This window comes from Siminovitchia fordii DSM 16014 = CIP 108821, from assembly GCF_000374565.1.
Lineage (GTDB): Bacteria > Bacillota > Bacilli > Bacillales > Bacillaceae_C > Siminovitchia > Siminovitchia fordii.
In genome coordinates, this window is sequence record NZ_KB894697.1 from 41,329 (window position 1) to 66,222 (window position 24,894).

Genomic DNA, 24,894 nt, shown 5'->3' on the forward strand with positions numbered 1-24,894 from the left:
ATGGAAAAAGTAGGTTTTTTTCGATCGATTCATGTAAAGTTTGTAACAATCTATTTATTGCTTATTTTGATTGCCATGCAAATCATCGGCGTTTACTTCATAAATAAATTGGAAGATCAGCTGATCCGGAATTTCCAGCAATCTATCGAAGGAAGGCTTCCTTTGCTGGAATACAGTCTGGTCGAGGAGATGATGAAGGACAGGACGGATGAAAACATTCCCCCGCTGGAAGAGGAAGTAGGAAAGCTCCTTGCAGACTTTTCAGCACAGGATATTTCTGAGGTTCGCGTCATCAATAACAGAAGCATGATTATCGGAACTTCCGAACGGAATAATCAGAGCATTGTCGGCCAGAAAACAACCGATGTCATGGTGAAAAGGATTTTGGCCGGCGGAAAAAAAGAAGATAAAATTTTTATAGATAAACAGTCCCAGAACCGTGTCTGGATTTTGGCTACACCAATTAAAATTGGCGGGGAAGTGGCTGGTTCCATCTATCTTGTCGCAAAAATAGAAACGGTTTTTGATCAATTGGAAGAAATCAACCAGATTTTTATTTCTGCTACATTGATCGCCATGGTGATTACCGCAGTACTCGGTATCCTTGTGGCTAGGACGATTACAAGGCCGATCTCTGACATGAAGCGTCAGGCGGTGGCGATGGCGAAGGGGAACTTTTCTCGAAAGGTCCGTGTCTATGGCGAAGATGAAATCGGTCAGCTCGCCTTTTCATTCAACCACTTGACAAGAAAGCTGCAGGAAGCGCAGGCCATGACCGAAGGGGAACGACGAAAGCTTTCCTCGGTCCTTTCCAATATGACGGACGGCGTTATTGCGACAGACCGGAAAGGGCGTGTCATCTTAATCAACGAACAGGGTTCCAAGATGCTGAATGTTTCACGTGAAACAATGGTTTCCCAGCCGGTGACAGAGCTGCTTCTTTTGGATGACCAATACAGCTTTGAAGATCTGCTTGATCAGCAGGAACCGATTATTCTTGATTACAGCACGGATGATTCACCCTTCATATTACGGGCCAATTTTTCAGTTATCCAAAGGGATACAGGCTTCGTTAACGGGCTTATAGTTGTACTGCATGATGTAACGGAAGAGGAAAAAATTGAAGCGGAGCGAAGAGAATTTGTGGCGAATGTTTCGCACGAATTGAGAACGCCGCTTACCACAATGAGAAGTTATCTAGAGGCGCTAGCTGATGGAGCAATGCATGACAAAGACCTGGCTCCCCGTTTTCTTGATGTGACACAGAATGAAACGGAGCGGATGATCCGCCTTGTAAACGATCTGTTAAAGCTCTCGAAAATGGACAGCAAAGATTATGAAATCAACAGGACGTGGGTTGATTTTATATCATTTTTCAATCATATTATTGACCGCTTTGAAATGACGAAAGAGCGCCACATCACTTTCAAACGGGAGTTGCCCAACAGGGCGGTGTTCATCAAAATTGATGAAGATAAACTAACTCAAGTAATAGACAATATCATTTCAAATGCGCTCAAATATTCTCCGGAAGGCGGCTGTGTCACCTTCAGGGTGAAAATGCTCAATGACCAGATTGAAGTCAGTATCAGCGACCAAGGTTTGGGTATTCCGAAAGAAAATCTGGAAAAGGTCTTTGAGCGTTTTTACAGGGTGGATAAGGCCCGGACGAGACGCCTTGGAGGAACAGGGCTCGGACTTGCGATTGCAAAAGAAATGATAGGTGCCCATGGCGGAGATATTTGGGCAAGGAGCGTGGAAGGCAAAGGGACGACAATACTGTTCACGCTCCCTTACGATCCGGAACAAGAGGATGATTGGTCGTGAGATACGAAACAATTAAATCAGTGCTGCTTGCTTTTCTTATCGTTACCAGTGGCGTGTTGACTTGGAATCTATGGACTTTTCATCCGAAATATGAGTTGAATGATGAAAAGCATGTCCATGAAGTCTCCATATCCGATCCGAAGGATATAGGGGATGTCATCAGGCCTGTCAAACTCCTGCTTCATATGGACAGTGACCACTTTGGAATAGTGGATGAAAAGAAAGTGGGAGAGACGCTGCAGGAGCTTAACGGCTGGACTTTTTACGATATGGGCGATGAAAGAATATTTTCACAGGATCAGATCAGGTCTTTATCTCAAAGAGACAAAACCTTGGAGCTTATCTATACAGATCTTGTGCCATTCGATCTATATAAGGGAATCCTCAGATTCGAGTCGGAAAATTTGCCCTCAGGCTCTTTTGACCGCTTGGTCATCCATCTGGAAGATGGGGCGAAGGAAGATGGGACCGTCTTTTTCATCTCCAGCAGAGAAGGAAAAGTCTACGAAAGCCATGTTAATCATGACCATATAGAAGCCCTTTTTAAGCGTTTAAAAAAACAGGAAAGCCAATTTCCTAAATTCAAGTCGTATGAGCTGCCGGATGGCAGAGTAAAGTATCTTCCGGCGAAAGAGACGCTCATGTACAGATACAATTATTATGCCGATTATATCGATCCGGATAAGTTTAGAAGGGCTCTGTTCAAGGATCCTACCTTGGTAAGAAAAACCAACGATGATTCGACCAGTGAAAAATTTACTGACGGGACAAGCCTGATGAATGTGGATAAAACAATCAGCATGATCTTTTATGTGAATCCAAGCCAGGCAATAGATCCGGAAATCGCCCAGGCGGATACGGATCTTTTGAAGAAAAGTATTGACTTTATCAACGAGCATGCGGGCTGGACGGATAACTACAAATATTTCAGCGTGGATCCAGCTACTCAGAAGGCGACTTTCCAGTTGTTTCTGAAAGGATACCCGGTTTTCAATGTTGAAGGCATGTCCGAAATCAAACTGTATTGGGGCAAGGAAGAAGTCTACCAATACCGCAGGCCTTATTACAGCCTGGATATCCCGCTGCCTCACCCTGAAAAGGTCTATATGGCCTCCGGGGAAGAGGTGATGGATACATTGTTGGCGGATCCGAGTATTGACATCAATAAGCTTCAGGAGTTGATCCTTGGTTACAGAATATACAAGAACCCGGAAAATCCGAAAGTGATTATCCTGGATCCTTCTTGGTATTATTTATACGAGGGCACTTGGGAGAGGTTTGAAACAAAGGAAGTTAGGGGGAATTTACGTGGATTGGGGTAGGTTGAAGACCATTTTCATCATCGCATTCTTGATCCTCGACATTTTCCTCCTGACTCAATTGATGAATAAACAAAAAGATAATAAGCTTGAAGTGAAAACAGATGTCTCTTTGGAGGAAAACCTGAAAAACGATGGCATTGATTACAGCAACATTCCGAAAGATCCAATAAGAGACCAATATATGAGTGCAAATACGAAAGTTTTCAGTGAAAAAGAGGTTGATAAACTGAAGGACCAATCAGTGACCATTGTGGATGGGGCCATCATTTATTCCGAACTTGCGCACCCATTCAAAATACCGGAAAAACTCAATGTTCAAGAGTTGGAGCAGTATGTAAAAAATACAGTCCTTTATGGGGATCAATATGGCTTCGGTAATTATGACGAGAAGGCGGGAACCATCACCTTTTATCAAAAACACCAAGATAAGTTGCTTTTTAAAAATAGAAGCGCACACCTTGTCTTTTATGTGAAAAAAGATAAAGAAATCGATTCATATGAGCAGACGATGCTTGAGATGATTGAGCCGATCAGTGAAAAAGAAGAGGTGTTACCGGCAATGCGGGCAGTGGAAGCCATTTTCCGGAATAAGCTTTTAAAGTCGGACAGCAAAATTGTCCGAGCTGAATTAGGATATTATACGGTTGTCAATATGGAGGCATCCCAGGTGTTGACACCGACTTGGCAGGTGGTCATCGAGCATGATGGCGAACAAGAATCGATGCTTGTCAATGCATTTGAAGGACAGATTATCCAGGAAAACACGGGAAACGGGAAAACGGTACTAGAGGTGAAATAAATGTCAATGCAATTTAGCGTACTTGCAAGTGGAAGCTCGGGAAATGCTTTTTATATAGAGACAAAGGAGCATTCTTTTCTGGTGGATGCCGGGTTGAGCTGCAAAAAAATTGGAGAGCTGATGGAACAGATTGACCGCGACCCTGCCAAGCTGGACGGAATTTTCATCACTCATGAACATAGCGACCATATTAAGGGGCTCGGTGTCATGGCAAGAAAGTACAAGCTTCCCATTTACGCTAATGAACGAACATGGAAAGCAATGGACGGACTTATCGGAGAAGTTGCCGTCGATCAAAAATTTACTTTTGACATGGAGACAGTGAAGTCCTTTGGTTGTCTTGACATTGAATCGTTCGGCGTGTCGCATGATGCGGCTGAACCGATGTTTTATATTTTCAGGAGTGGAGAAAAGAAGCTTGTTCTGATTACGGACACGGGATATGTCAGTGATCGTATGAAAGGATTGATTTCGGACGCCGACGTCTATATTTTTGAGAGCAACCATGATACGGAGATGCTTAGGATGGGAAGATATCCCTGGAATGTCAAACGGAGGATTTTAAGCGATGTTGGCCATGTCTCCAATGAAGATGCCGCCCTTGCTATGTGTGATGTCGTTGGTGATCGGACTAAGAGGATTTATCTTGCCCACTTAAGCAAGGATAACAATATGAAAGACCTGGCAAGGATGAGCGTGACGCAGACGCTTGCTACAAGAGGAATAGAAATTGGCACCCAGTTTGGTCTTTTTGATACAGACCCGTACATACCGACGGCGCTGACCGCTGTATAAAAGGTTTAATTTCTGGCCAATAGGAAAAAAGAAATGAAGATAAACGGTTTAATGTCCGCTTGTTTTCATTTCTTTTTTACATTTTTTTGAATTAAAACGTTTTTTTATGTGCTTTCCGGGCAGGCGGATTATAATTATCCTTATAGAAGGGAATCTTATCTTCATGGATGCTAATGAAAGGAATGGTGAGCAGTGGGATTATACGATGATCACAGTCCAAACCGTTTCAAAAACCGAGGCGGCAGAGGAGGATTTTTTACAGGATTGATCGGTGGGCTGATCGGAGCATTGATTATTGCCGTACTGGCTCCATCCATTTTTGGGGTGAGCAGGAACGAAAATCCAAATAGTGCAACAATCCAGCAAAATGAAGACAAGACCACGAAAGAGCAGGTTTCGCTGGATGTAAGTACAGACGTCACGAAAGCCGTAGAGAAAGCTGGAAAAGGTGTCGTGGGAATTACAAATATCCAAACGGCCAACTTCTGGTCGACTGGACAGGAGAGCCAGCAGGCAGTAGGAGTCGGTTCTGGCGTGATTTATAAAAAGGAAGGCGACAAAGCTTATATCGTAACAAACCACCATGTTGTGGAAGATGCCACTGAGCTGGAAGTGACACTCTCGGATGGAAGAAAAGTCCCAGGTAAACAGCAGGGAAGCGATATATGGACGGACCTGGCTGTCGTTGAAATTAACTCTAAGGACCTTGGAGAGGGGTTTGTGACGGAGTTTGGAGACTCTGATGCTTTACATATCGGGGAGCCAGTCCTCGCAATCGGAAATCCACTTGGTCTGGAATTTGCCGGTTCCGTAACACAGGGAATCGTATCCGGTGTGAACCGGGCCGTTCCTGTCGATATCAATAAAGACGGCGTTCCTGATTGGAATGCGGAAGTCATTCAAACCGATGCCGCCATCAACCCTGGAAACAGCGGTGGAGCGTTGGTCAATATTGCCGGTCAGGTTGTCGGTATCAACTCAATGAAAATCGCTACGCAAGCCGTTGAGGGAATCGGATTTTCCATACCGATCAATTACGTTATCCCTATCATCGAAGATCTGGAGAAATACGGTGAGGTGAAACGTCCTTCTATGGGTGTTACACTGCGGGATGTGGCTGAAATCTCCGCCTATCACCAAGAGCAGACATTAAAGCTTCCAAAAGATATAACATATGGGATCATGATCGAGAAAGTGATGGCAAATTCACCAGCAGCAAAAGCAGGGTTGAAAGAACTTGATGTCATCGTAGCACTTGATGGAGATAAAGTCGAAGATGTCGTAAGTCTTCGCAAATACTTGTACAACAAGAAGAAGGTCGGCGACTCCATGAAAGTCACATACTACAGAGCCGGCAAAAAACAAGATGCAGACATCCAATTGACGGATGAAACAAGATTATAATGGGAAAGCGGGAAGGCTTGTGAGGCTTTCCCGCTTCTTTGATTATTATGGTAAAATGGTGTGGATAAGAAATCGGACGTAACGGCGGGATCGTGCAATTAAAGGTAGATCTGCACAATTTAACCTGAGGCTCGTTCAATTAAGAAGTAGCTATGAAATAAACAAGTTAAACAGGAAGAGGGCAAAGAATGATCTATTGCTGCAAAGAACACGTAGAATTGGCGTTGGATATTGTTGTAGATGAACAGGAAACAGCACCTGTATTGGAGAAGCTGGAGACAGAGAGTGAGTTACCCACACCCTGTAAATATTGCAAAAATCCGGCAGAATATATAGTGGGGAACTAATATTCCCACACCAAATGTGGGTGAGTAATGTGGATATGTGGATAACTTCTGTGGATAAAGTGTTTGTTATGTGTTTGTAACTTGTGTGTAATCTAAAGGAAGGAATCAAGCAACATGAATATCACCATCGTATCAGTTGGAAAAATAAAAGAAAAACATATGAAACAGGGTATTGATGAATACCTCAAACGCCTCTCGGCCTACACAAAAATCAACATCCTTGAACTCCCCGACGAGAAAGCTCCAGAAAACCTAAGCCATACCCAAATGCAACAAATCAAGAAGAAAGAGGGAGACCGTATCCTCGATAAGATCCATCCCGATGCCTACGTCATCGCTTTGGCCATCGAAGGCAAACAGGCGAGCAGCGAACAATTTGCGGAACGCCTAGGCGGCCTCTCGGCATCCGGGAAAAACAGCGTTGTCTTTGTTATCGGCGGATCCCTTGGATTAAGCGACGAAGTGATGAAGCGAGCGGATGAAGCACTGTCATTTTCAAAAATGACCTTTCCTCACCAGTTAATGAGGTTGATTTTGGTGGAGCAGGTGTATCGAGCGTTTAGGATATTGAGGGGGGAACCGTACCATAAGTAAATGAGGTTTTTAAATGCAATACTCTTCTTATGCAAACTATTTAGATAGAATTCCAATGTAATAATGGTAGTCGCTTGTTTTTATTCTGCTTCAACGTTGCTGTGGGTATCTTGCTAGATATTCAATTAATCTACTTAGATTGAGTGTTTGGATAAAAAAGCAAGGCAAGAATGGTCAAATTAATTACCGTATAAAATCCGCATTGTTTTAAGCACAATGCGGATGTTTGGTTAGATAGCTTGTTATCGTATTAAGCCAAATGTCTCAATGCTAAGACACAAGCAATATTTCCAAAAATACATGAGACTCGAAATAAGTTCATCTCTTCTTTGTAAAGGATGACTCCGACAGCAGCTCCTACTGTACCAATTCCCGTCCATACAGAATAGGCACCGGACAGATCAATGGTTTCCATAGCACTTGATAAGAAGGAGAAGCTAATGATAAATCCACCAATTAAGATGAGATTATTAAATAGGTTATCTTTCTCCGCTACTCTCTTTATGCCGATTACGCCGACGATCTCCATAAAACCTGCAATAATTAAATGAATCCAATCCATTTTTTATTTCTCCCCCTCGCTTGTCATTTTGAGACCGATGATGAACACAAGCATCAATAAGATAATCCCTATTTTAAGAACTACTATTAGATAACGTAAAATCCCAAAAGGTTCCTTGAATTAATGAACTTATCCCGGAGTTTTATTAGATTTTCTGCTATTATAAAAAATTGGTTTTACTTTACCTATTTCATTGACTCAGATGTTTCATACTCAAATGGCTTTTATCTTTCCTTTAAAACTGAGTAACAAAAAAAGAAGATTACTGCTTGCGTATGACGTTACGTAATAGATTATATTAAGACCAAATATATTACGGGGTTGAGTTTATGAAAAAGAAATTGATAAAGTCAGTAATCAGTATAGTGGGAATCCTGTTTGTCTTGCTTATAGCTGTTGGATTATTATTTCGTGATGATGATAAGTTGGGAGGTTTTACAACCGAAGAAGGAGAAAGCGAGTTTATTGAGGCATACGATACTGCTATGGAGGATTTGCCCAAACCAACGAAAGAATTTTGGATAGAAACTGAATTCGGAAAGGTGAAGGTTTATAAATTTTTAGAAGAAGGAACAGAATCAAAAACACCATTATTACTGCTACCAGGAAAGTCAGCACCTACCCCAATGTGGGAACCAAATTTGAAAGATCTTATGAAAGATAGACCTATATACACAATAGATCTTTTAGGAGAACCTGGATTAAGTGTTCAAACAAAAAGTATAACAAGCGCTACTGATCAAGCCGTTTGGTTAAACAACGTAATTGAACAATTGCCAGAAGAAACGATCCATCTGGCAGGCTTATCTTTTGGTGGATGGAATGCAGTAAATGTCACATCATATAATTCAGCAAAAATTACATCTTTAACCTTGATAGACCCAGTATATGTGTTTGGATCCATCCCTTTAAAGATGATTTTAGCCTCCATTCCGGCTTCTATTCCAGTTGTGCCAAAACCAATTCGAGAGAAAATGCTAAGTTATATCGCTGGCGGTGCAGAAACAGATGATAGTGTACCCATAGGTAGGCTTATTGAAACAGGTATGAGAACCTATAAAAGTAAACTCCCTTTACCGAAGAAAATAAAAGAAGAACAGTTGCTAGAATTAAAAATGCCAGTATTGGGTATTTTAGCTGAAGACTCAACAATGCATCGTTCAGAAGAATCGATGGATGTTGGAATAGAAAACTTGAAAAATCCCTTAAGTGATATGTTAATGTTTCCAAATGCCTCTCATGCAATTAATGGTGAATATCCAGAAAAGCTAGCTAAAAATATAGTAGATTTTTTACAGGAAGTAGATAGAAATATGAATAAATAAAGGAGCTCGGAGTAGTGAAAAAGGAACGCTATTATGTAAGTGATATTTCCAACATATCAGGGTTAACAAAGCGAACCATTCAATACTATGATAATGAAGGGGTATTAAAACCTGCAGGTCGGGATGAAAACAATCGACGTTTTTATACTGATAAGGAATTGAGTATATTGGAACAGATCATTTTTTACCGTAATATAGGTTTCTCTCTTAAACAGATAAAAGAAGAAATCAATTATAATGATCGAAAAGAATCATTACTAGATATACTATCTAAACAAGAAATCTATTTGTATTCGCAATTAGAAAAGATTCAGGGAAGAATCGATGCCGTAACCACTTCAAAGCAATTAATTGAAGAGGGATATACCCCTCCTTGGGAGTTATTATCTAAAATTATGAGGGACATCAATAAAGTGGATATTTCCATTTGGAGTAACTATCCTTTTTCAGAGACTCAGTTAACCATATTTGAGGATGTATTTGATTCTCAACAACTTGTTTTAAATTTTTATAATACCTTTCGAAAAATATCCATAAAGGCAGTTTCATATAAAGGTGCTGGCGTACCTGTAAACTCAAGTCTTGCAATTGAATTAGCCGAAGAGTGGATTAATATGGTTGAAAAAGTGACAAAAGGTGAACCAGAGATAATTAATTCTTTTCTCCAAGTAGATAAGCATCGAGAAAGATGGAATAAAGGTGAAAAAGCCCTGCTTGAAGAAGCAGAACCTTATTTAGAAGACATTCTTAAATCATATTATGAGGGTAGAATTGACTAACTACAGGTACCCTCAAAGGTTTAATTGGATAAATTTGTTGTTCTAGTAGCGAACATATTAAAAAAACTACTAAAGCTATGTAAAGGTATTAGACCTCACTTAGATTCAATACGGTTAACCGTATCATAAGTGATAGAAAGAGATTTGTGTGTGTCCCTTATCTCTTTATCCGTCGGATTTTGTTTGTCTAATGATGATAAATCAACCTATTTATCAGGAACATAACTTCCCATGATCCTTATGAGGTCTTTGGAATTTTTTTTATCCCTTGCGGCGTGAAGCAAAGTGGAGATGGATCTTAGTGATTTTGCGTCCTTCTTTTCGTGAGACAGCCGAAGGCGTTATTTCAATCTCCTGAATAATCATCTGAAGTAATTCTTTCTTTTCTTCACTGCCCGCCTGCTTTAAAATCCTATCAATGTTCTTAACTAGGTAATTCAAAGCGCTAATTGTGTTCACCAATTTTTCCTCTGTTTCTTCAAGTTGTTGCAGAAAAGATAGTTTTTCTTGTTGCTGCTCTTTTAATTTCTCTGAAAAGAGTGGCATCAACTCAGGATCTTTCATCAGGTGGTCGGGATACTGCGAGGCCATGGACATCCCTTATATTTACAGCGACCCAGAGTCCTCGGACCTCCACCGGTTCAATGTCATGGAAGGGGATATGGACGATGTGGCGGAAGCCACCGCTGCCGTCCTGCAGAGCCTGTTCGGAAAACAGGAGGCATTTTTCCAGACCGTGCAGGAGTTGTCGACCGAAACATCACCAGGCTGCTGAAGGAACTGCACGGGGACGACATGGATCTCTTAGATGTATTGGAAACCATGCGGGATCCCAGGGTGCTGGAAACAAAGGTGCAGCGCCTGAAGGACCGGCAAGGACATACGGACCTCGTCGATTTCTTCGAGAACGAACTGCTCGGGTCCATGTCGGAGAAATACCGGCAGTTCGTGATCGGCCTGAGGGCCCAGCTGGAGTACCTCACCGGAAACTGCGGCACATCCTTACCGGCAGCAGCGACATCGATATTGACCAGCAAAAGAACCTTTATTAACGATTCTTCCGTAGGTGATTGAGCCAAACGGACATAGTTTAGAAAGTAAGGAAAAATATGTTGAAATCGATAACGATAATAATATTAATAAAAAAACATCTGTTTTAAAAGATCATAAAGGCGGGCTATTGAGTGGCAACAAATTGTATACTAAACCAAGTAAAGCTCAATTTCTCTCAATGAGAAATTGAGCTTTCAATATTTGGATAAATTAGGAATAATAGATTTCGTCCCTGATAAAGATGGTCTTTCCGTTCAATTCCCTATTGGAAAGAGAATGACATGGAGATGATGTCAACAAATATTCAGCTTTTAAGCACCTGCTCCAGTAAATACTAGTTTACTGTCCGGTATGTTCGACTTATTAGGATACACAAAGAACATCGTCACCATTCAATAATCACGGCAACAGCAACTGCCGCCTAAAAGTGTTAGCTGGATTAGGCTAGAATGAGTCATCAAGATACTGTCATGGCATCAATTGACGAACGTTGCCTTGACGCGCCGGGATCTGATAAAATACCCTATCCAAACGGCACTGAATAGTATAGTAATCCAGTCGATTGCCGCTCCTACAAACATGAAAGGCAGACTCAATAAAACGTCGATGGTATAAGTGGCTATCATAAGCTTTGGCAAAATCATTTTCCGTTTAACCCATGTATATAGAGTGAATAGATAAAAGAAAACCAGAATGAAGTCCGTTATATATATAAATAAGTCATAACCCCCTAAATGAGCCGGATTGAACGTTAAGATAACATACATAACTGTAACAAGATTGAATAGAATTGTAAGTGCCGGGATAATAAGCCATCCTGCTACGATGGCATAACGAAAATTAGTTTCAAATTGAGGCTGATTTCTTGCCGTTTCTTCAATCACAGATGCTCCCTCTTCCTTCTTTACACAATAGTTTCAATTTTAATGTTTCAAGGATATTTTTTCAATGATTTAATGGGGGTATCTACCAAACTTTTGAAACCGGGAATGGAGAGATTAAATTTTTTACAAAAATCGAAATAATGTTAGACATTGAAAAGTCCCACGGATGGGCGAAGGGAACATAAGGAGCCCGCTGAGAAAGGGAGAACTATAAGGATTATCCCCGCTTCTAATATTATCGATGGAAAATCAAAGAAGAAGACCTACTCGAATTATTCAGCCCTTGCAGATGACAAGAAATTGGAGACAAGCTTAAGCATGAAAAAAATAAATAGACAATGGAGTCCGCCTTAATTCTTGTCTGCACAAGAACCGTATCGATATACAGGCGGTATCTGCGGGCGTTGTCGATATGCTTAGAGTGTTGATTGAAAATAAAAACATTAAAATAGAGGTCCGAATCCCAAGCGACTTTCCAAGTGTTGTGGCGGATAAAAACCGCTTGATTCAAATTTTGTTTAACCTTCTTCATAATGCACTGAAATATACGGATGAAGGCACCATTACGATTACTGCGAACATAGAAGATGGAATGGCCCAAATTCAAATTATCGATACGGGCATAGGAATGAATGAAAAAGTACTAAGTACAATATTTGAACCTTATGAACAAGGTGATTCCAGTATTACGGCAATGGGGGGCCTTGGTCTAGGACTGAGTATATGCCGAGAGTTGGTGGAATTGCACGGTGGAGCAATAAAAGCGACATCCGCCCTTGGAGAAGGTTCCATATTCACATTTACCTTACCGCTGGCAGAAGGCTCTTTTGAAGGACAAGAAGTGGCAACTGCCGTATTGACAGATATAAATGAATGTCCTTCTAAAGAAACACAGATTGCCATGCGGGAGATGATTGAAACATTTACTAAGGATGCGCCAACCTTATACAGACCGAGGGTCCTGGCCGTCGATGATGACCCGGTTAATTTAAAAGTGTTGGCCAATATTCTCCCTGAAGATCAATATGAGGTAACAACCGTAACTAGCGGAAAAGAAGCATTAAAGCAACTTGAATGGAAAGAATGGGATTTAATTATTTCGGATGTTATGATGCCGACCATGTCCGGGTATGAACTAACCCGTTCCATCAGGAAGAAGTTTTCCATATCTGAGCTTCCCATTCTTCTTTTAACAGCACGAAGTAAACCAGAGGATATCCATACCGGCTTTTTAGCAGGTGCAAATGATTACGTCACAAAACCTGTCGATGCTATGGAGTTAAACATTCGGGTACTTGCTTTAACGGACTTGCAAGCTTCGATTAATGAACGGTTGGGAATGGAAGCGGCATGGCTTCAGGCGCAAATTCGCCCTCACTTTTTATTTAACACGTTGAATACAATTGTTTCGTTAAGCGAGATAGATACGTATAGAATGGCTCGTCTTCTTGAGAGGTTTGCACATTATTTGCAAAGTAGTTTCTATCATAAAAACTTAGACAAGGTCATTCCTCTTGAAGAAGAACTGGAATTGGTGGAATCTTATTTATATATTGAAAGGGAGAGATTTGGGGATCGCCTACATTTAAAATGGGAATTAGATGAGGTTAATGATGTATTGGTTCCCCCTTTATCTATCCAAACATTAGTGGAAAATGCGGTCAATCACGGTGTGTTGAAGCGAATCACTGGAGGCCTAATTACAATACGTATCCGCAAAGAAAGCAGCCATACCGCTATTTCTGTGATTGATGATGGAATCGGAATGGATGAAGAAAAAATAAAACAAATTCTTACCATCCAACCCAATCGAAAGAAAGGCATTGGACTGGTCAATACCGAACAACGTTTGAATAGATTGTACGGCAAAGGTCTTCAAATTATAAGCACTCCCGGTGTTGGAACAACGGTCACTTTTACTGTTACTAAGTTGGATAACGTCGGCAAGATACGCCATGGTTAGAAGCTATCGAAGCAACATTTAAAAGGTAAAAGAAAGTAACCATACATTCTATCAAAAGTGAGCCTAAAAGATAAAATTTAGCTACCTTTTGGTACACACGACAAACAGCCGTCTACTTGATGATTATTTCATCAAGTAGACGGCTGTTTTGTAGTTTTGATAAGGTAGCCTGCATGTAACAAAGCCACAAAAGGTGATCCAAGCCTTACGGGAATAGATGGACCTTCAATTATAGCTTCACCAAAAAATATGCGTCAATACAGTTTAATGGTATGGGGAGAGTTTTGATATTCTCTACACACCCGTCTGTAGACAGAAGAATAAAATGCATTGAACTAACGGGTTCAGTTACGGGAGAGAAAAACTTTAATAACAATATGATTAAAATCGTGTTCAGCATATAAATAGCATACAAAAAAGCTCAAGTTCAATTCCGAGCTTTTTAAATTATTGATGACTATTCTACAACCGCTCCTGATTGATGAATAAGAACATTTACATTTAATTTAGTAAACTTTATTACTGTTTAATTATAGTGAGTCAAAAAGAGAGCATAGCATTTTTATAAGCACGTTTTTCTTTCGAGCACCCGCCCAGTCTATAAAAATAGGACAGAGGAGTTACTCTCCCTTGTCCTATAAGTTTCGTTGATTTTCCTGGAAACGCTTATTTTGTGTAGTTGTCGAAGTAGCCTTGAATAAAGACAATCGGTGTCCCTTTATCTCCGCTGCCTGAAGTAAGATCGGAAAGTGAACCGATAAGGTCTGTTAGTCTTCGAGGAGTAGTTCCTTGTGCTTCCATCGCTCCGACTAAGTCATCCTGTTTCTCATCAATGTATTGAGAGATGGCTTTTTTTAGTTCTTCACCTTTTAAGTCAGCAAATTGATTGTCAGCCAAGTATTTTAATTTAATTTCATTTGGTGTCCCTTCTAATCCAGCAGTATAAGCAGGGGAAACAACCGGATCTGCCAGCTCCCATATCTTTCCTACAGGGTCTTTGAATGCACCATCACCATAAACCATGACCTCAACCGTTTTACCTGTCTTTTCCTTTAGGATTTCTTGAATGTTATCAACGACAGGCTGGCAATTGCGCGGGAATAACTTTACACTATCTTCAGTTGCCTTATTCGAGCCTAATAAGCCATAGTCCTCATTGAAACCACTTCCGTCAATTGATTCAGAAAGAATATTATCGAGACTATAAATTTTTTCGCCGCCATTAGCCTTTAAAATTCTTTTCGTTCTATCCCGTGAATGAATATCACAACAAAGTACACTCTTTGTATACTCTAAAATCGTCTTTGGATGATTTGAAAAGATTACTTCGCATTCTACTCCATATTCTTCAACCAGAGACTTGTAATAATCGATATAATCTACGCCCGTGAAGGTATGTTTGTTGTAACCAAAATAATCACGAAATTGCTTTTCCGTTAAGACATCTGTCCAAGGATTTATCCCTTTTTCATCAAGTGTGTCTAAATCCACTAAATGATTGCCTACTTCATCGGAAGGATAGCTTAGCATTAACACAATTTTCTTTGCTCCTTTTGCTATACCGCGAAGACAAACAGCAAAGCGGTTACGGCTAAGGATAGGGAAAATCACACCGATTGTATCATCGCCAAATTTGGCTTGAACATCATTGGCAATATGGTCAATGGTGGCATAGTTTCCTTGCGCACGTGCCACAACCGACTCCGTAACGGTTACAATATCTTTGTCCTGAATTGTAAAGCCTTCAACTTCTGCTGCTTTTATTACGCTATCAACAACGATTTCTTCGATGCGATCTCCCTTATTGATGATGGGACAGCGAAGTCCTCTGGCTATTGTTCCTACAACTCTTTCCACAATAATCCGCTCCTTCTTCGTAATCCAACTATATTCGATAAAATGGTTCACTTTTAAAAAAGGATATTATACTTATACATTAACAATCCAAACGTCCCTCCTTGTAATATACGGGTTTTGGTGATATAAGTAAAATTAATATATCTAATACAGGGTATAAGGGTGGTTTATATGGTAAGTAAATTGGATTTATATCATCTTTTTTATACAGTTGGCAAAAATAAAAGCTTCTCCAAAGCGGCAAAAGAGCTATATATGTCACAGCCGGCAATAAGTCAATCAATTGCACAATTAGAGAAGGAATTAGCTACAAGACTTTTTAACCGGCTGTCTAAAGGTGTAACATTAACCGATGAAGGAAATTTATTGTTTGAATACGTCAGTTCAGCACTTCAATTTATACAAGCTGGTGAAGAAAAGCTTTTAGAATTTAAAAATTTAATGATTGGTGAGTTTAAAATAGGGGTTAGCGATACTATTTCGCGGTATTTTTTACTTCCTTATTTAGAAACTTTTCATAATCGGTATCCGAATCTTAAATTCAAAATAGTCAATGGGACAACGTGGGAAATTATAGCTGCCTTAAAAGCGGGAGAAGTGAACATCGCCATCTGTAATCTTCCCATCGATGACAAGTCATTAGAAGTAAAGCCTTTACTGGAAATCCAAGATACCTTTGTATATGGTGAAAAATACCGAAAAGTATTTTCTAAGCCGATGAAACTTGAGGAATTGGTTAAGTTCCCGCTTATTTTATTAGACAATTCCAATTCTCGGAGATATGTTGAAGAATTTTTCCTCACAAAGGGAATCAAAATCCGGCCGGAATTTGAGTTAGGTTCACATGAACTTTTATTAGAATTTGCAAAGATTAATCTTGGCGTTGCTTGCGTTACAAAAGAATTCTCTGAACAGTTTTTGAAAAAAGGCTTGCTTCATGAAGTGATCTTAAAAGAGCCTATACCTAAAAGAAGTATCGGCATTTGTTATATAAAAAATGTTCCTTTAAATAGAGCTGCGGAAAGGTTTGTTGATATTATTGAAAAAAACATACGAAATTTCTTTTAGCAGTAATTGTACTATTAGTTTAGTTAAATTTAGAAGCCAAAAAAATAATATGATTCATCTTGAAAATATCTTAAAAACCACGGACTGAAAGCCGGCGAAAGAATTCTCATTTAGATGCATGACGGTGAACCGTATATTACAAGGTGTCATTTTATGGAATGTTTAGAAGAAATAGCTAGTTTTTAATGGTTGGGAATCAAATAGAAAGTATACAGCAACTCCTGCCAGCTCGTAAACTTAATCCTGAATCCGTGATATAGGTTGTTAAAACAATAGAAATACGCTACTGCCCCATGCTCTTTGAATTTCTTTCTGATAAATGAATGCGAGAACATTAAAAACAGGATACTTCATTTGTTTTCAGCTTTTTAAAATGCTTTTGAAGGGCTATTAGGGCGGGTAAAAACCAAGAAAGCCAAGTAGGCTAACTTATGATGAAACAGCCATTCCGGCGTTCTAAATATCTTTAAAAAAGCTATTCAAGCTGCGTTTGCAGCCATGAATAGCTATTTTTTGGCTATAGATGAATAGCTATTTATAATAAAGCGGACTGAATCAAATAGAATCCTTCCGGAGATGTGACAATGGTGAGACGCCGCAGCAAGATTGTCTCGCCTATCACACGCTCACAAGCGAAGTGTATTCGCCTGCTGATAAATTAGCTGCAAATAGAGCCTTTTAACTTCATTCAGCAGAAATCTCCCACTTCTGTAAGTGGTGAGATGAATGCATATTGGTATTCCATACAGTGGGGGTTCAAACCCTGGCTGAATAAAGTCAAAGCCTCCGGCGGATGCCACAGATTTTCAGGGGAAATTTATCGAGCGGAGCTCGATAAAATCCGGGCGCAAATACGCCAAGGCGCATTTGATGAGAAGGTTATTCATTCAACCGAATCTCCACAGTTGTCCCAATGCCAACCTTGCTTGTTAAGCTTACTTTCCCGCCATGTGCCTCGATAATATCTCTTGAAATGGCCATGCCGAGACCTGTGCCGCGAATGCTGCCGGTATTTGTACCCCGATAGTAGCGTTCGAAGATTTGTTCCAGGTCATCTGCTGGTATGCCTTTTCCGTTATCTTCAATCGTTAGGCTGTCTGTATTGATGCGAATCGTTACGGCAATGTTTTCGTCATTATGGATAAGCGCATTGTATACGAAATTTAAAATCGCGCGTTTCATGAGATGACGGTCGATATTCCACTTTAAATTCGGTGAATCACTAATGAAGGATATCTCGTATTGCCCAAATTGCGGATCATTTAATAAATCAATGACAATTTCGCGCACAAAGCTTTCCAGTCGTGTTTCCTGCAGGGTGAGGGGCATTTCCTGATTGCGGAGACGCATCGTTAAATTAAAATCATCAAGCAGGTCTTTCATATAAATCGATTGACGTTCAATGACTTCGGAATACTCTAAACGTTCCAATTGCGATACATCTTGATCACGAAGCAATTCTGCATATCCTCGTATGGAAGCGAGCGGTGTTTTTAAATCATGAGAGACATTGCTGATCCATTCTTCACGCATCTTTTCCAGTTTTAGACGTTCTTCTTCATGTGCCTGCAGTGTTTGTGATACATCATTTAAATTTGAAAAAACAGGCTTGTAAATACCGGGTTTTTTCGTTTCTTGTACGGTAAAATTCCGTTTTTTGAGCTGCGAAATCCGGTCAATGATATTGGAGACAGGTTTTGTTAGAACGGTACTAAATAATAAACCAACGAGCATCGCAATGAATAAATCGACGATTACAATTGCCAACAAAAACTTGGTCGCATAGGAAAAAACAGTTTTAGGATCCATCATGAATACGAAGCGTTCTTCTTTCGAATGAGGGACACCAATCAAATAGCTGTACGATTTAAATTCTCCAATGAAATAAGTATTTAATTCATCGTCCATATATTTATATTTGTGGATGAGTTCAATTGGGCTATAGTGTGTTGAAAGATTTTCGGGTGCAAGATAAGAAGATTGAACCTGTCCGTTCTGATCTAAAATCTGTATCCATCCCCCGAATACCCGTAGTGCTTCAATGCCTTCTTTGGAAACAACAGGCTCTCCATTTTCAAGCGATATATATTTGTTAAATCCGCGTGTAAAGGTTTCGCCTGAGTTCTCGGTCACTTCATCGATTCCGTGTTTCTGCTGATAAAAAAGCATTCCCATTAAAATAAATGTATTAAGGAAAATAACGATAAAGACAATGCTTAGCACCGAAATCAAGTAGCGGATTGTTAATTTCCATTTCACCTCAATCACCTATTCCACGATAAATCTATAGCCAAGCCCCTTGACTGTTGTGATGAAGGCTGGCTTTGAGGGGTTCTCTTCAATTTTTTCACGGAGCCTTCTAATATGAACCATCAATGTATTGTCTGCCCCATAAAAATCCTCTCCCCAAACTCTTTCAAACAGTGTTTCTTTACTGATGATCCGGTTTGGATTGTGCAAAAAGCACGCCAATAAGCCGACCTCTTTTGCCGTTAGTTCAAGAAGCTCGCCATTTTTCATTACTTCCGTTTCGTCATGATTGATAGTAAACGGACCGACTGTCATCGCTTTGTTCGCATTTGTCTGCCCAGACATTTCCATTGTATATACGCCTGCGCGCCTAAGCTGAGCCTTTACACGAAAAGCCACCTCTTTTGGACTGAATGGTTTTGTTATATAATCGTCGCCGCCAATCGCCAGTCCCAAAATTTTATCGATTTCATCTGATTTAGCAGATAAAAATAACACAGGAATTCGTGAAACCTCGCGGATTTTATTGCATAAATCATAGCCCTCGCCATCTGGCAGCATGATATCTAATATGGCGATATCCGGGTTGAACGAATTAAATTTCTCCCAGCCCTCTTGAACAGAACCCGCCATTTCCACCTCTGAAAATCCTTCCTTCGCAAGCGCCGTTTTTATTAAATGACATAAGTCGCTCTCATCATCCACGATCAAAATACGCGGCTTTTCCAATACTGGCACGTCCTTCCTTTAAAAAATAGAGCCTGTCTATCTTTTTACAGTATAGCAATTTGAGCTAATGAAGCTATTTTAGCATTTAAGGATTTTGTAAGGTAGCCGTGAATTTAGTGTAAGGTTTGCCCGGTATAGTTAAGACATAAGAAAGAGGTGCATATGGATGGAACCATTATTAGTAGTGCGAAGTGTAGAAAAAATTTACGGAAATAGTGCAAATACCTTTAAGGCGCTTGAAAATATATCATTTGAGATTGACCATGGAGAATTTGTAGGTGTCATGGGGCCTTCAGGAGCAGGTAAATCAACATTGCTTAATGTGCTTGCAACAATCGATTCACCGACAAATGGAGATATTTTAATCAGTAATGACAATATTGCCAAGATGAAGGAAGAGGCGCTTGCAGATTTTCGCCGGGATCACCTTGGATTTATATTCCAGGATTATAACCTGCTGGATTCATTAACTGTACGTGAAAATATTCTTCTTCCGCTAGCAATTGCAAAGAAACCGGCTGCTGAAATTCAAGAGCGTGTAGACACAATTGCCCATACATTCGGCATTTCAAATTTACTCGACAAATACCCATACCAGATCTCTGGCGGTCAAAAGCAGCGTACAGCTGCGAGCCGTGCGCTCGTCTCTGATCCAAAGCTTATTTTTGCTGATGAACCTACAGGAGCCTTGGATTCGAAATCAGCCACTGACTTGCTGGAGAGTCTAAGCAAATTGAATGTTGAGCATGAAACAACAATTATGATGGTGACGCATGATGCATACGCTGCAAGCTTCTGCCGGCGAATTTTATTTATAAAGGATGGCCAATTGTCGAAGGAAATATTCCGTGGAACAAACACGCGCAAGGAATTTTTCCAAATGATATTAGATGAACTGGCACAAATAGGCGGTGACGTACATGACGTTATTTGATTTAGCTCTGAAGAATATTCGCCGCAACATGAAAAGCTATTCACTTTATATCGGTTCGACCATTTTTTCAATTGTTATTTACTTCACTTTCGTGACTTTGAAATATAGTGAGGACATTGATGCATTAGCAGAAACATCAAAAAAGATCAGCGGCATCATGAGCGCTTCCTCCTTCGTATTAATGATATTTGTGGCGATTTTCATTGCTTATTCCAATTCTTTCTTTATGAAAAAAAGGAAAAAGGAAGTCGCACTTTATTCGCTTCTAGGTGTGCGCAAACGTTCGATCGGCTTTATGCTGTTTTTTGAAAACATGGTCATCGGGCTACTTTCACTAGTAGTTGGTGTTGCGCTTGGCTTTTTATTGTCGCGTGCATTGCTGACTATTTTAGTGAAATTGATGGGGCTGGATATCGCGATAGGATTCGCATTTTCAATGGATGCGGTTATCAATACATTGATTGTATTTTTCATCATTTTCTTATTTACCTCAATGCAAGGATACCGTGTTATTTATCGATTTAAGCTAATCGATTTATTTCATGCTGAGAAAAAAGGAGAGGAATTGCCAAAGGCACGCATCATTTCAGCTATATTAGGTGTGGTCACTTTGGCAGCGGCTTACTGGCTGGCATTGCAGGATTTAACGACTTCATCCATTTGGCGCATGCTCGGTGCGGCGATGCCAATCGTCATTATTGCCTTAACAGTCATTGGCTCTGCACTCATATTTAATAGCGTGCTTGTCTATGTGTTATCAGTCATGAAAAAAAATAAGCGCTGGGCTTGGAAAGGCCTTAACTTAATGACTTCCTCGCAACTGCTGTATCGCATTAGGGGCAATACGAAAACTTTAACGATCATTGCCACTTTGAGTGCGACAACCATTACAGCAGGCGGATCCGTATTTGGGCTTTACTATAATGCAGATAAAAATGTACAAGCCTATACACCATATACATTTATGTGGGAAGGAGCTCCGCAGGAAATTGATCCAAATATAGTAGAGCACGCTGAAACTGTCCATAGCAAGACGGTTCGGATTGAACAAGGCACGAATGAAATGGAATATGCAGTCATTAATCAATCAACATTTGAAAAACTGGCGAGAAACCTGGATTGGTCAAATATACATGTAGCAAAAGAAGGGGAAGTGTTGTTGATTGATGCATTTTATGATGAACGCTGGTCGCCAAAAGTAGACTCAGTCATGATTGATGGCGCGGAATACGCGGTGGTGAAATTATATGACAAAGCTGTATTCAATACATTCACGGTTGGTGCAAATGCCCTCGTTGTCACAGATCAGCTGTACAGTGAAATCACTGCAGATGAAAAAACATACCAAGCTGTACAAGTAAAGGATTATAAGAACCAATTGGCCTTATCAAAGGAATTAGCAGCTAAAACTGAAAATTTCTCGAGTGCAACAGAAGACTATAAGGCTTCAATTGAAGCATCAGGTGCAATGTTATTCGTCGGCAGCTTTTTAGGACTCGTTTTTCTCGTAGCAACCGGCAGCATCATTTTCTTTAAAATGATGACAGAAGCAGAAGAAGATAAAGGCAAATACGCCGTGCTATATAAAATTGGCGTATCAACACGAGAAATGAAGCGGACAATCCGCAGTCAAGTAGGGATGATATTTGCGGCGCCGCTAGGATTGGGCCTTCTTCACGGAGCGGTGGCATTAACAGCCTTCTCCAATTTATTGATGATGAATTTGCTCATGCCGGTGCTTATATGGATGCTTGCTTATACTTTAATTTACACCATTTATTATTTCATCACAGTACGAAGCTTTAACAAAACAGTTCATTAAGATATGACATGGAGGGTTAAATATGAAAAAAGCTTTAGGAATACTAGGCGTGTTATTAGTGGGTGCCATTGTTATTATTGCAACAGTGGATTTTAACAGATTTGGGAAAGATAAAGCGTATGTGCAAATTACGGACGCAGCTTCAGTGGAAGAAACAAAAATAGATTCTGGCGAAATTATGAAGCGGTACTGGTATAAGCTGCCTGCATATAAAGAAAATGGCGATAGGATAGAAGTTGAATTTTCTGGAGCAAAAGAACTTCGCAAAGATGCATATTTAATGCTGTATATAAAGGACGGAAATGAAGTTACTTCTTATGATGAAGTGCAGCTAAATGATATCCCGCAAAAAGCAAAAGAGAAGTTAGAAGGATAAGCGAAAAGCCCCTGAGCAGCCATTCGTGCGCAAAGGGGCTTATATGCTATCGGAAAGCTAAATAAAAGAAATTTATAAAGTTTTAACTTCATTTAGCAGAAATCTCCACTTCTGTAAGTGGTGAGATGAATGCATATTGGTATTCCATTCAGTGGGGGTTCAAACCCCGGCCGACTAAAGTTAAAGCCTCCGGCAGATACCACAGATTTTCTGAGGAAATTTATCGAGCGGAGTTCGATAAAATCTGTGCGCAAATACGCCAAGGCGAATTTGATTTTGAGAGCAAGTAAAAGAACGCCCGCCTTACGTCATATGAAAGAAGTATAGGCGTTTTTTTATCTATTTATAACGCAGGGACCTCATGTAGATATATCACGGAGAGCCGTTTCACAAATAGATTAAAGTACGCAAAGGGCACCTATCAAATATTTTTTTGAGGGTGCCATTCTTATTTTTTTATTTCTAAATGTTTGAAAGCTCCATTGTATTATTATACATTAAAAGCTATAATTATAATAATTCATTGTACGTATAGGAGAGAGTTCTATGGAAAGAAAAAATATTATTATTATAGGTGCGGCAGGAAGAGATTTTCACAATTTTAATACGTATTATCGCGATAATGAGGCATATAAAGTTGTTGCTTTTACAGCGACACAAATTCCGGATATCGATGGAAGGAAGTATCCAAGTGAATTAGCGGGTGAACTTTACCCAAATGGTATTCCCATTTATTCACAAGATCAATTACCAGAGTTGATTAAAGAATTACAGGTGGATGAATGTGTTTTTGCGTATAGTGATATTAGTTACGAGGATGTTATGCGCGTAGGTGCGATCGTAAATGCAGCGGGTGCTAATTTCACATTGCTAGGTTCAAGCAGCACGATGTTAAAAAGTAATAAGCCGGTCATTTCGGTTTGCGCTGTGCGAACTGGAACCGGAAAAAGTCAAACGTCGCGAAAAATTATTGAAACGCTGTTGGAGCATGATTTAAAAGTCATTGCAGTGAGACACCCGATGCCGTACGGCGATTTAAATGCACAACGTGTTCAGCGCTTTGCGACAGTAGAGGACTTAAAGAAACACAATTGTACCATCGAAGAAATGGAAGAATATGAACCACATGTGGCACGAGGAAATGTTGTGTATGCTGGCGTTGATTATGCAGATATTTTGGCAGCAGCTGAAAATGATCCAGATGGCTGTGACGTTATTTTATGGGATGGGGGAAATAATGACTTCTCTTTCTTTGAGCCTGATTTAGCTGTTACTGTCTTGGACCCGCATCGCCCAGGTCATGAGCTGAAATACTATCCTGGCGAAGTGTGTTTAAGAACAACCGACGTGGCCATCATTAACAAAGTGGATAGTGCATCAGACGAAGCCATTCAAACCGTAGAAAATAATATTAAATTTGCAAGTCCAAATAGCACGATTATTAAAGCTGAATCAAAGATTACCGTCGATCATCCGGAGAGTATTATTGGAAAACGCGTGTTAGTCGTTGAAGATGGTCCGACGTTGACACATGGAGAAATGAAACTAGGTGCAGGTACAGTCGCAGCTGCACGTTTGGGAGCGAAGGAAATCATTGACCCGCGCCCATTTGCTGTAGGTACATTAACCGAAACGTTTAATAAATACAAACATATTGAAAACGTCCTTCCAGCGATGGGATACGGCGAACAGCAATTAAAAGATCTTGAAGAAACGATTAATAAGGCTGACTGTGATGCAGTCATCATTGGGACACCAATCGATTTGACTCGCGTTATTTCAATTAATAAACCATGTACACGTGTACATTATGATTTAGATGAAATTAGTAGTCCGAATTTAAAAGATATCTTAAAAGGTTTTATCCAAGAACATAAACTTGTATGATAAACATCCTGTGACTATCAAATATTCTAAAAAGGCTAGCGATCACATCATTGCTAGTCTTTTTAGATGTGAGCAAAAAAGAAAGCAAATATTGAAAAAGCCAATTCGACTCGGTTTCGTAACCTTATTTAGATATGTCATGGAGAACCTTACCACAAGTAAGCACAAAGTTATTTTTAGTAGAAGCGTCAAAGAACAACTCAATGTCCTTGACGCTTCTTTCCTCAGTGGAGTTACCTGCATATTGTGTGAGTAAGGTCCATTTGCTTTTCTGGTTCAACATGAAGGAGAACAAAATGGCACTAATCAAAAACAGC

At 40.0% G+C, this 24,894-nt stretch carries 23 protein-coding genes; 17 read left to right on the forward strand and 6 right to left on the reverse strand.

The window, feature by feature from the left end:
- The 7 genes from walK (at position 1) to rlmH (ending at position 7,088) form a co-directional block, all read left to right on the forward strand.
- Complete coding sequence (gene walK / locus C509_RS0115930; protein WP_018707927.1) at positions 1-1,827, forward strand: cell wall metabolism sensor histidine kinase WalK; 1,827 nt, start codon at positions 1-3, stop codon at positions 1,825-1,827.
- Entirely contained in the window at positions 1,824-3,149 is a 1,326-nt protein-coding gene (locus C509_RS0115935; protein ID WP_018707928.1) for a YycH family regulatory protein, read from the forward strand. The genes walK and C509_RS0115935 overlap by 4 nt, the downstream gene beginning before the upstream one ends.
- A complete protein-coding gene (locus C509_RS0115940) occupies positions 3,136-3,948 on the forward strand; it encodes a two-component system regulatory protein YycI (RefSeq protein ID WP_018707929.1) in 813 nt (270 codons plus the stop codon). The genes C509_RS0115935 and C509_RS0115940 overlap by 14 nt, the downstream gene beginning before the upstream one ends.
- Positions 3,949-4,743, forward strand: a complete 795-nt coding sequence (locus C509_RS0115945; RefSeq protein WP_018707930.1) for an MBL fold metallo-hydrolase — start codon at positions 3,949-3,951, stop codon at positions 4,741-4,743. It begins immediately after the preceding gene.
- A gap of 192 nt (positions 4,744-4,935) precedes the next feature.
- Positions 4,936-6,147, forward strand: coding sequence for a S1C family serine protease (locus C509_RS0115950; RefSeq protein WP_026319904.1), 1,212 nt, complete (start codon positions 4,936-4,938; stop codon positions 6,145-6,147).
- A gap of 188 nt (positions 6,148-6,335) precedes the next feature.
- A complete protein-coding gene (locus tag C509_RS25670) occupies positions 6,336-6,494 on the forward strand; it encodes a CxxH/CxxC protein (protein ID WP_018707933.1) in 159 nt (52 codons plus the stop codon).
- A 114-nt stretch (positions 6,495-6,608) separates the two neighbouring features.
- A complete protein-coding gene (rlmH, locus tag C509_RS0115960; RefSeq protein ID WP_018707934.1) occupies positions 6,609-7,088 on the forward strand; it encodes a 23S rRNA (pseudouridine(1915)-N(3))-methyltransferase RlmH in 480 nt (159 codons plus the stop codon).
- A 250-nt stretch (positions 7,089-7,338) separates the two neighbouring features.
- On the opposite strand, the gene C509_RS0115965 is transcribed toward rlmH, so the two are convergent.
- Complete coding sequence (locus C509_RS0115965) at positions 7,339-7,650, reverse strand: DMT family transporter (RefSeq protein WP_018707935.1); 312 nt, start codon at positions 7,648-7,650, stop codon at positions 7,339-7,341.
- A gap of 329 nt (positions 7,651-7,979) precedes the next feature.
- Here C509_RS0115965 and C509_RS0115970 point away from each other — a divergent pair, with 329 nt between their 5' ends.
- Entirely contained in the window at positions 7,980-8,975 is a 996-nt protein-coding gene (locus C509_RS0115970) for an alpha/beta fold hydrolase (protein WP_018707936.1), read from the forward strand.
- Positions 8,976-8,989: 14 nt separating this feature from the next.
- On the forward strand, positions 8,990-9,754 hold the full coding sequence (locus C509_RS0115975) for a MerR family transcriptional regulator (protein ID WP_018707937.1): 765 nt from the start codon (positions 8,990-8,992) through the stop codon (positions 9,752-9,754).
- A 261-nt stretch (positions 9,755-10,015) separates the two neighbouring features.
- On the opposite strand, the gene C509_RS0115980 is transcribed toward C509_RS0115975, so the two are convergent.
- On the reverse strand, positions 10,016-10,318 hold the full coding sequence (locus C509_RS0115980; protein WP_154654437.1) for a hypothetical protein: 303 nt from the start codon (positions 10,316-10,318) through the stop codon (positions 10,016-10,018).
- 25 nt (positions 10,319-10,343) lie between these two features.
- Here C509_RS0115980 and C509_RS0115985 point away from each other — a divergent pair, with 25 nt between their 5' ends.
- Positions 10,344-10,529 (forward strand): hypothetical protein, encoded by a 186-nt coding sequence (locus C509_RS0115985; protein ID WP_018707939.1) that lies wholly within the window; start codon positions 10,344-10,346, stop codon positions 10,527-10,529.
- Positions 10,530-10,549: 20 nt separating this feature from the next.
- The gene (locus tag C509_RS0115990; protein WP_018707940.1) at positions 10,550-10,828 is read left to right on the forward strand and encodes a hypothetical protein; all 279 of its coding nucleotides are present in this window, start codon (positions 10,550-10,552) and stop codon (positions 10,826-10,828) included.
- Between the two features lie 455 nt (positions 10,829-11,283).
- On the opposite strand, the gene C509_RS0115995 is transcribed toward C509_RS0115990, so the two are convergent.
- On the reverse strand, positions 11,284-11,691 hold the full coding sequence (locus C509_RS0115995; RefSeq protein WP_018707941.1) for a DUF2569 family protein: 408 nt from the start codon (positions 11,689-11,691) through the stop codon (positions 11,284-11,286).
- A gap of 421 nt (positions 11,692-12,112) precedes the next feature.
- On the opposite strand from C509_RS0115995, the gene C509_RS24095 reads away from it, so the two are divergent.
- Entirely contained in the window at positions 12,113-13,654 is a 1,542-nt protein-coding gene (locus C509_RS24095; protein WP_425423168.1) for an ATP-binding protein, read from the forward strand.
- 666 nt (positions 13,655-14,320) lie between these two features.
- On the opposite strand, the gene C509_RS0116005 is transcribed toward C509_RS24095, so the two are convergent.
- Positions 14,321-15,511 carry a coenzyme F420-0:L-glutamate ligase gene (locus C509_RS0116005; RefSeq protein ID WP_018707943.1) on the reverse strand — a complete coding sequence of 397 codons (1,191 nt, stop codon included), beginning with the start codon at positions 15,509-15,511 and terminating at the stop codon, positions 14,321-14,323.
- Positions 15,512-15,682: 171 nt separating this feature from the next.
- On the opposite strand from C509_RS0116005, the gene C509_RS0116010 reads away from it, so the two are divergent.
- Entirely contained in the window at positions 15,683-16,579 is an 897-nt protein-coding gene (locus C509_RS0116010; protein WP_018707944.1) for a LysR family transcriptional regulator, read from the forward strand.
- 879 nt (positions 16,580-17,458) lie between these two features.
- Here C509_RS0116010 and C509_RS0116015 read toward each other — a convergent pair.
- Together C509_RS0116015 and C509_RS0116020 are read right to left on the reverse strand one after the other, a co-directional pair.
- Complete coding sequence (locus C509_RS0116015; RefSeq protein WP_026319906.1) at positions 17,459-18,838, reverse strand: sensor histidine kinase; 1,380 nt, start codon at positions 18,836-18,838, stop codon at positions 17,459-17,461.
- A 9-nt stretch (positions 18,839-18,847) separates the two neighbouring features.
- Positions 18,848-19,558 (reverse strand): response regulator transcription factor, encoded by a 711-nt coding sequence (locus tag C509_RS0116020; RefSeq protein WP_018707946.1) that lies wholly within the window; start codon positions 19,556-19,558, stop codon positions 18,848-18,850.
- 166 nt (positions 19,559-19,724) lie between these two features.
- Between C509_RS0116020 and C509_RS0116025 the strand changes: the two genes are divergently transcribed.
- The 4 genes from C509_RS0116025 (at position 19,725) to C509_RS0116045 (ending at position 24,577) form a co-directional block, all read left to right on the forward strand.
- On the forward strand, positions 19,725-20,492 hold the full coding sequence (locus C509_RS0116025) for an ABC transporter ATP-binding protein (RefSeq protein WP_018707947.1): 768 nt from the start codon (positions 19,725-19,727) through the stop codon (positions 20,490-20,492).
- Positions 20,479-22,314: an FtsX-like permease family protein gene (locus C509_RS0116030; RefSeq protein WP_018707948.1), complete on the forward strand. Its 1,836-nt coding sequence runs from the start codon at positions 20,479-20,481 to the stop codon at positions 22,312-22,314. Before C509_RS0116025 ends, C509_RS0116030 begins: the two co-directional genes overlap by 14 nt.
- A 22-nt stretch (positions 22,315-22,336) precedes the next feature.
- The gene (locus C509_RS0116035) at positions 22,337-22,690 is read left to right on the forward strand and encodes a YxeA family protein (protein ID WP_018707949.1); all 354 of its coding nucleotides are present in this window, start codon (positions 22,337-22,339) and stop codon (positions 22,688-22,690) included.
- 546 nt (positions 22,691-23,236) lie between these two features.
- A complete protein-coding gene (locus C509_RS0116045; protein ID WP_018707951.1) occupies positions 23,237-24,577 on the forward strand; it encodes a cyclic 2,3-diphosphoglycerate synthase in 1,341 nt (446 codons plus the stop codon).
- The last annotated feature ends 317 nt before the right edge of the window (positions 24,578-24,894 follow it).

Coding starts and splice junctions, on each gene's coding strand:
- C509_RS0116045 (WP_018707951.1), top strand. CDS start 23,237: ATGGAAAGAAAAAATATTATTATTATAGGTGCGGCAGGAAGAGATTTT.
- C509_RS0115985 (WP_018707939.1), top strand. CDS start 10,344: ATGGACATCCCTTATATTTACAGCGACCCAGAGTCCTCGGACCTCCAC.
- C509_RS25670 (WP_018707933.1), top strand. CDS start 6,336: ATGATCTATTGCTGCAAAGAACACGTAGAATTGGCGTTGGATATTGTT.
- C509_RS0116035 (WP_018707949.1), top strand. CDS start 22,337: ATGAAAAAAGCTTTAGGAATACTAGGCGTGTTATTAGTGGGTGCCATT.
- C509_RS0116030 (WP_018707948.1), top strand. CDS start 20,479: ATGACGTTATTTGATTTAGCTCTGAAGAATATTCGCCGCAACATGAAA.
- C509_RS0115965 (WP_018707935.1), bottom strand. CDS start 7,650: ATGGATTGGATTCATTTAATTATTGCAGGTTTTATGGAGATCGTCGGC.
- walK (WP_018707927.1), top strand. CDS start 1: ATGGAAAAAGTAGGTTTTTTTCGATCGATTCATGTAAAGTTTGTAACA.
- C509_RS0115970 (WP_018707936.1), top strand. CDS start 7,980: ATGAAAAAGAAATTGATAAAGTCAGTAATCAGTATAGTGGGAATCCTG.
- rlmH (WP_018707934.1), top strand. CDS start 6,609: ATGAATATCACCATCGTATCAGTTGGAAAAATAAAAGAAAAACATATG.
- C509_RS0115990 (WP_018707940.1), top strand. CDS start 10,550: ATGGATCTCTTAGATGTATTGGAAACCATGCGGGATCCCAGGGTGCTG.
- C509_RS0116010 (WP_018707944.1), top strand. CDS start 15,683: ATGGTAAGTAAATTGGATTTATATCATCTTTTTTATACAGTTGGCAAA.
- C509_RS0116025 (WP_018707947.1), top strand. CDS start 19,725: ATGGAACCATTATTAGTAGTGCGAAGTGTAGAAAAAATTTACGGAAAT.
- C509_RS0115980 (WP_154654437.1), bottom strand. CDS start 10,318: ATGAAAGATCCTGAGTTGATGCCACTCTTTTCAGAGAAATTAAAAGAG.
- C509_RS0115945 (WP_018707930.1), top strand. CDS start 3,949: ATGTCAATGCAATTTAGCGTACTTGCAAGTGGAAGCTCGGGAAATGCT.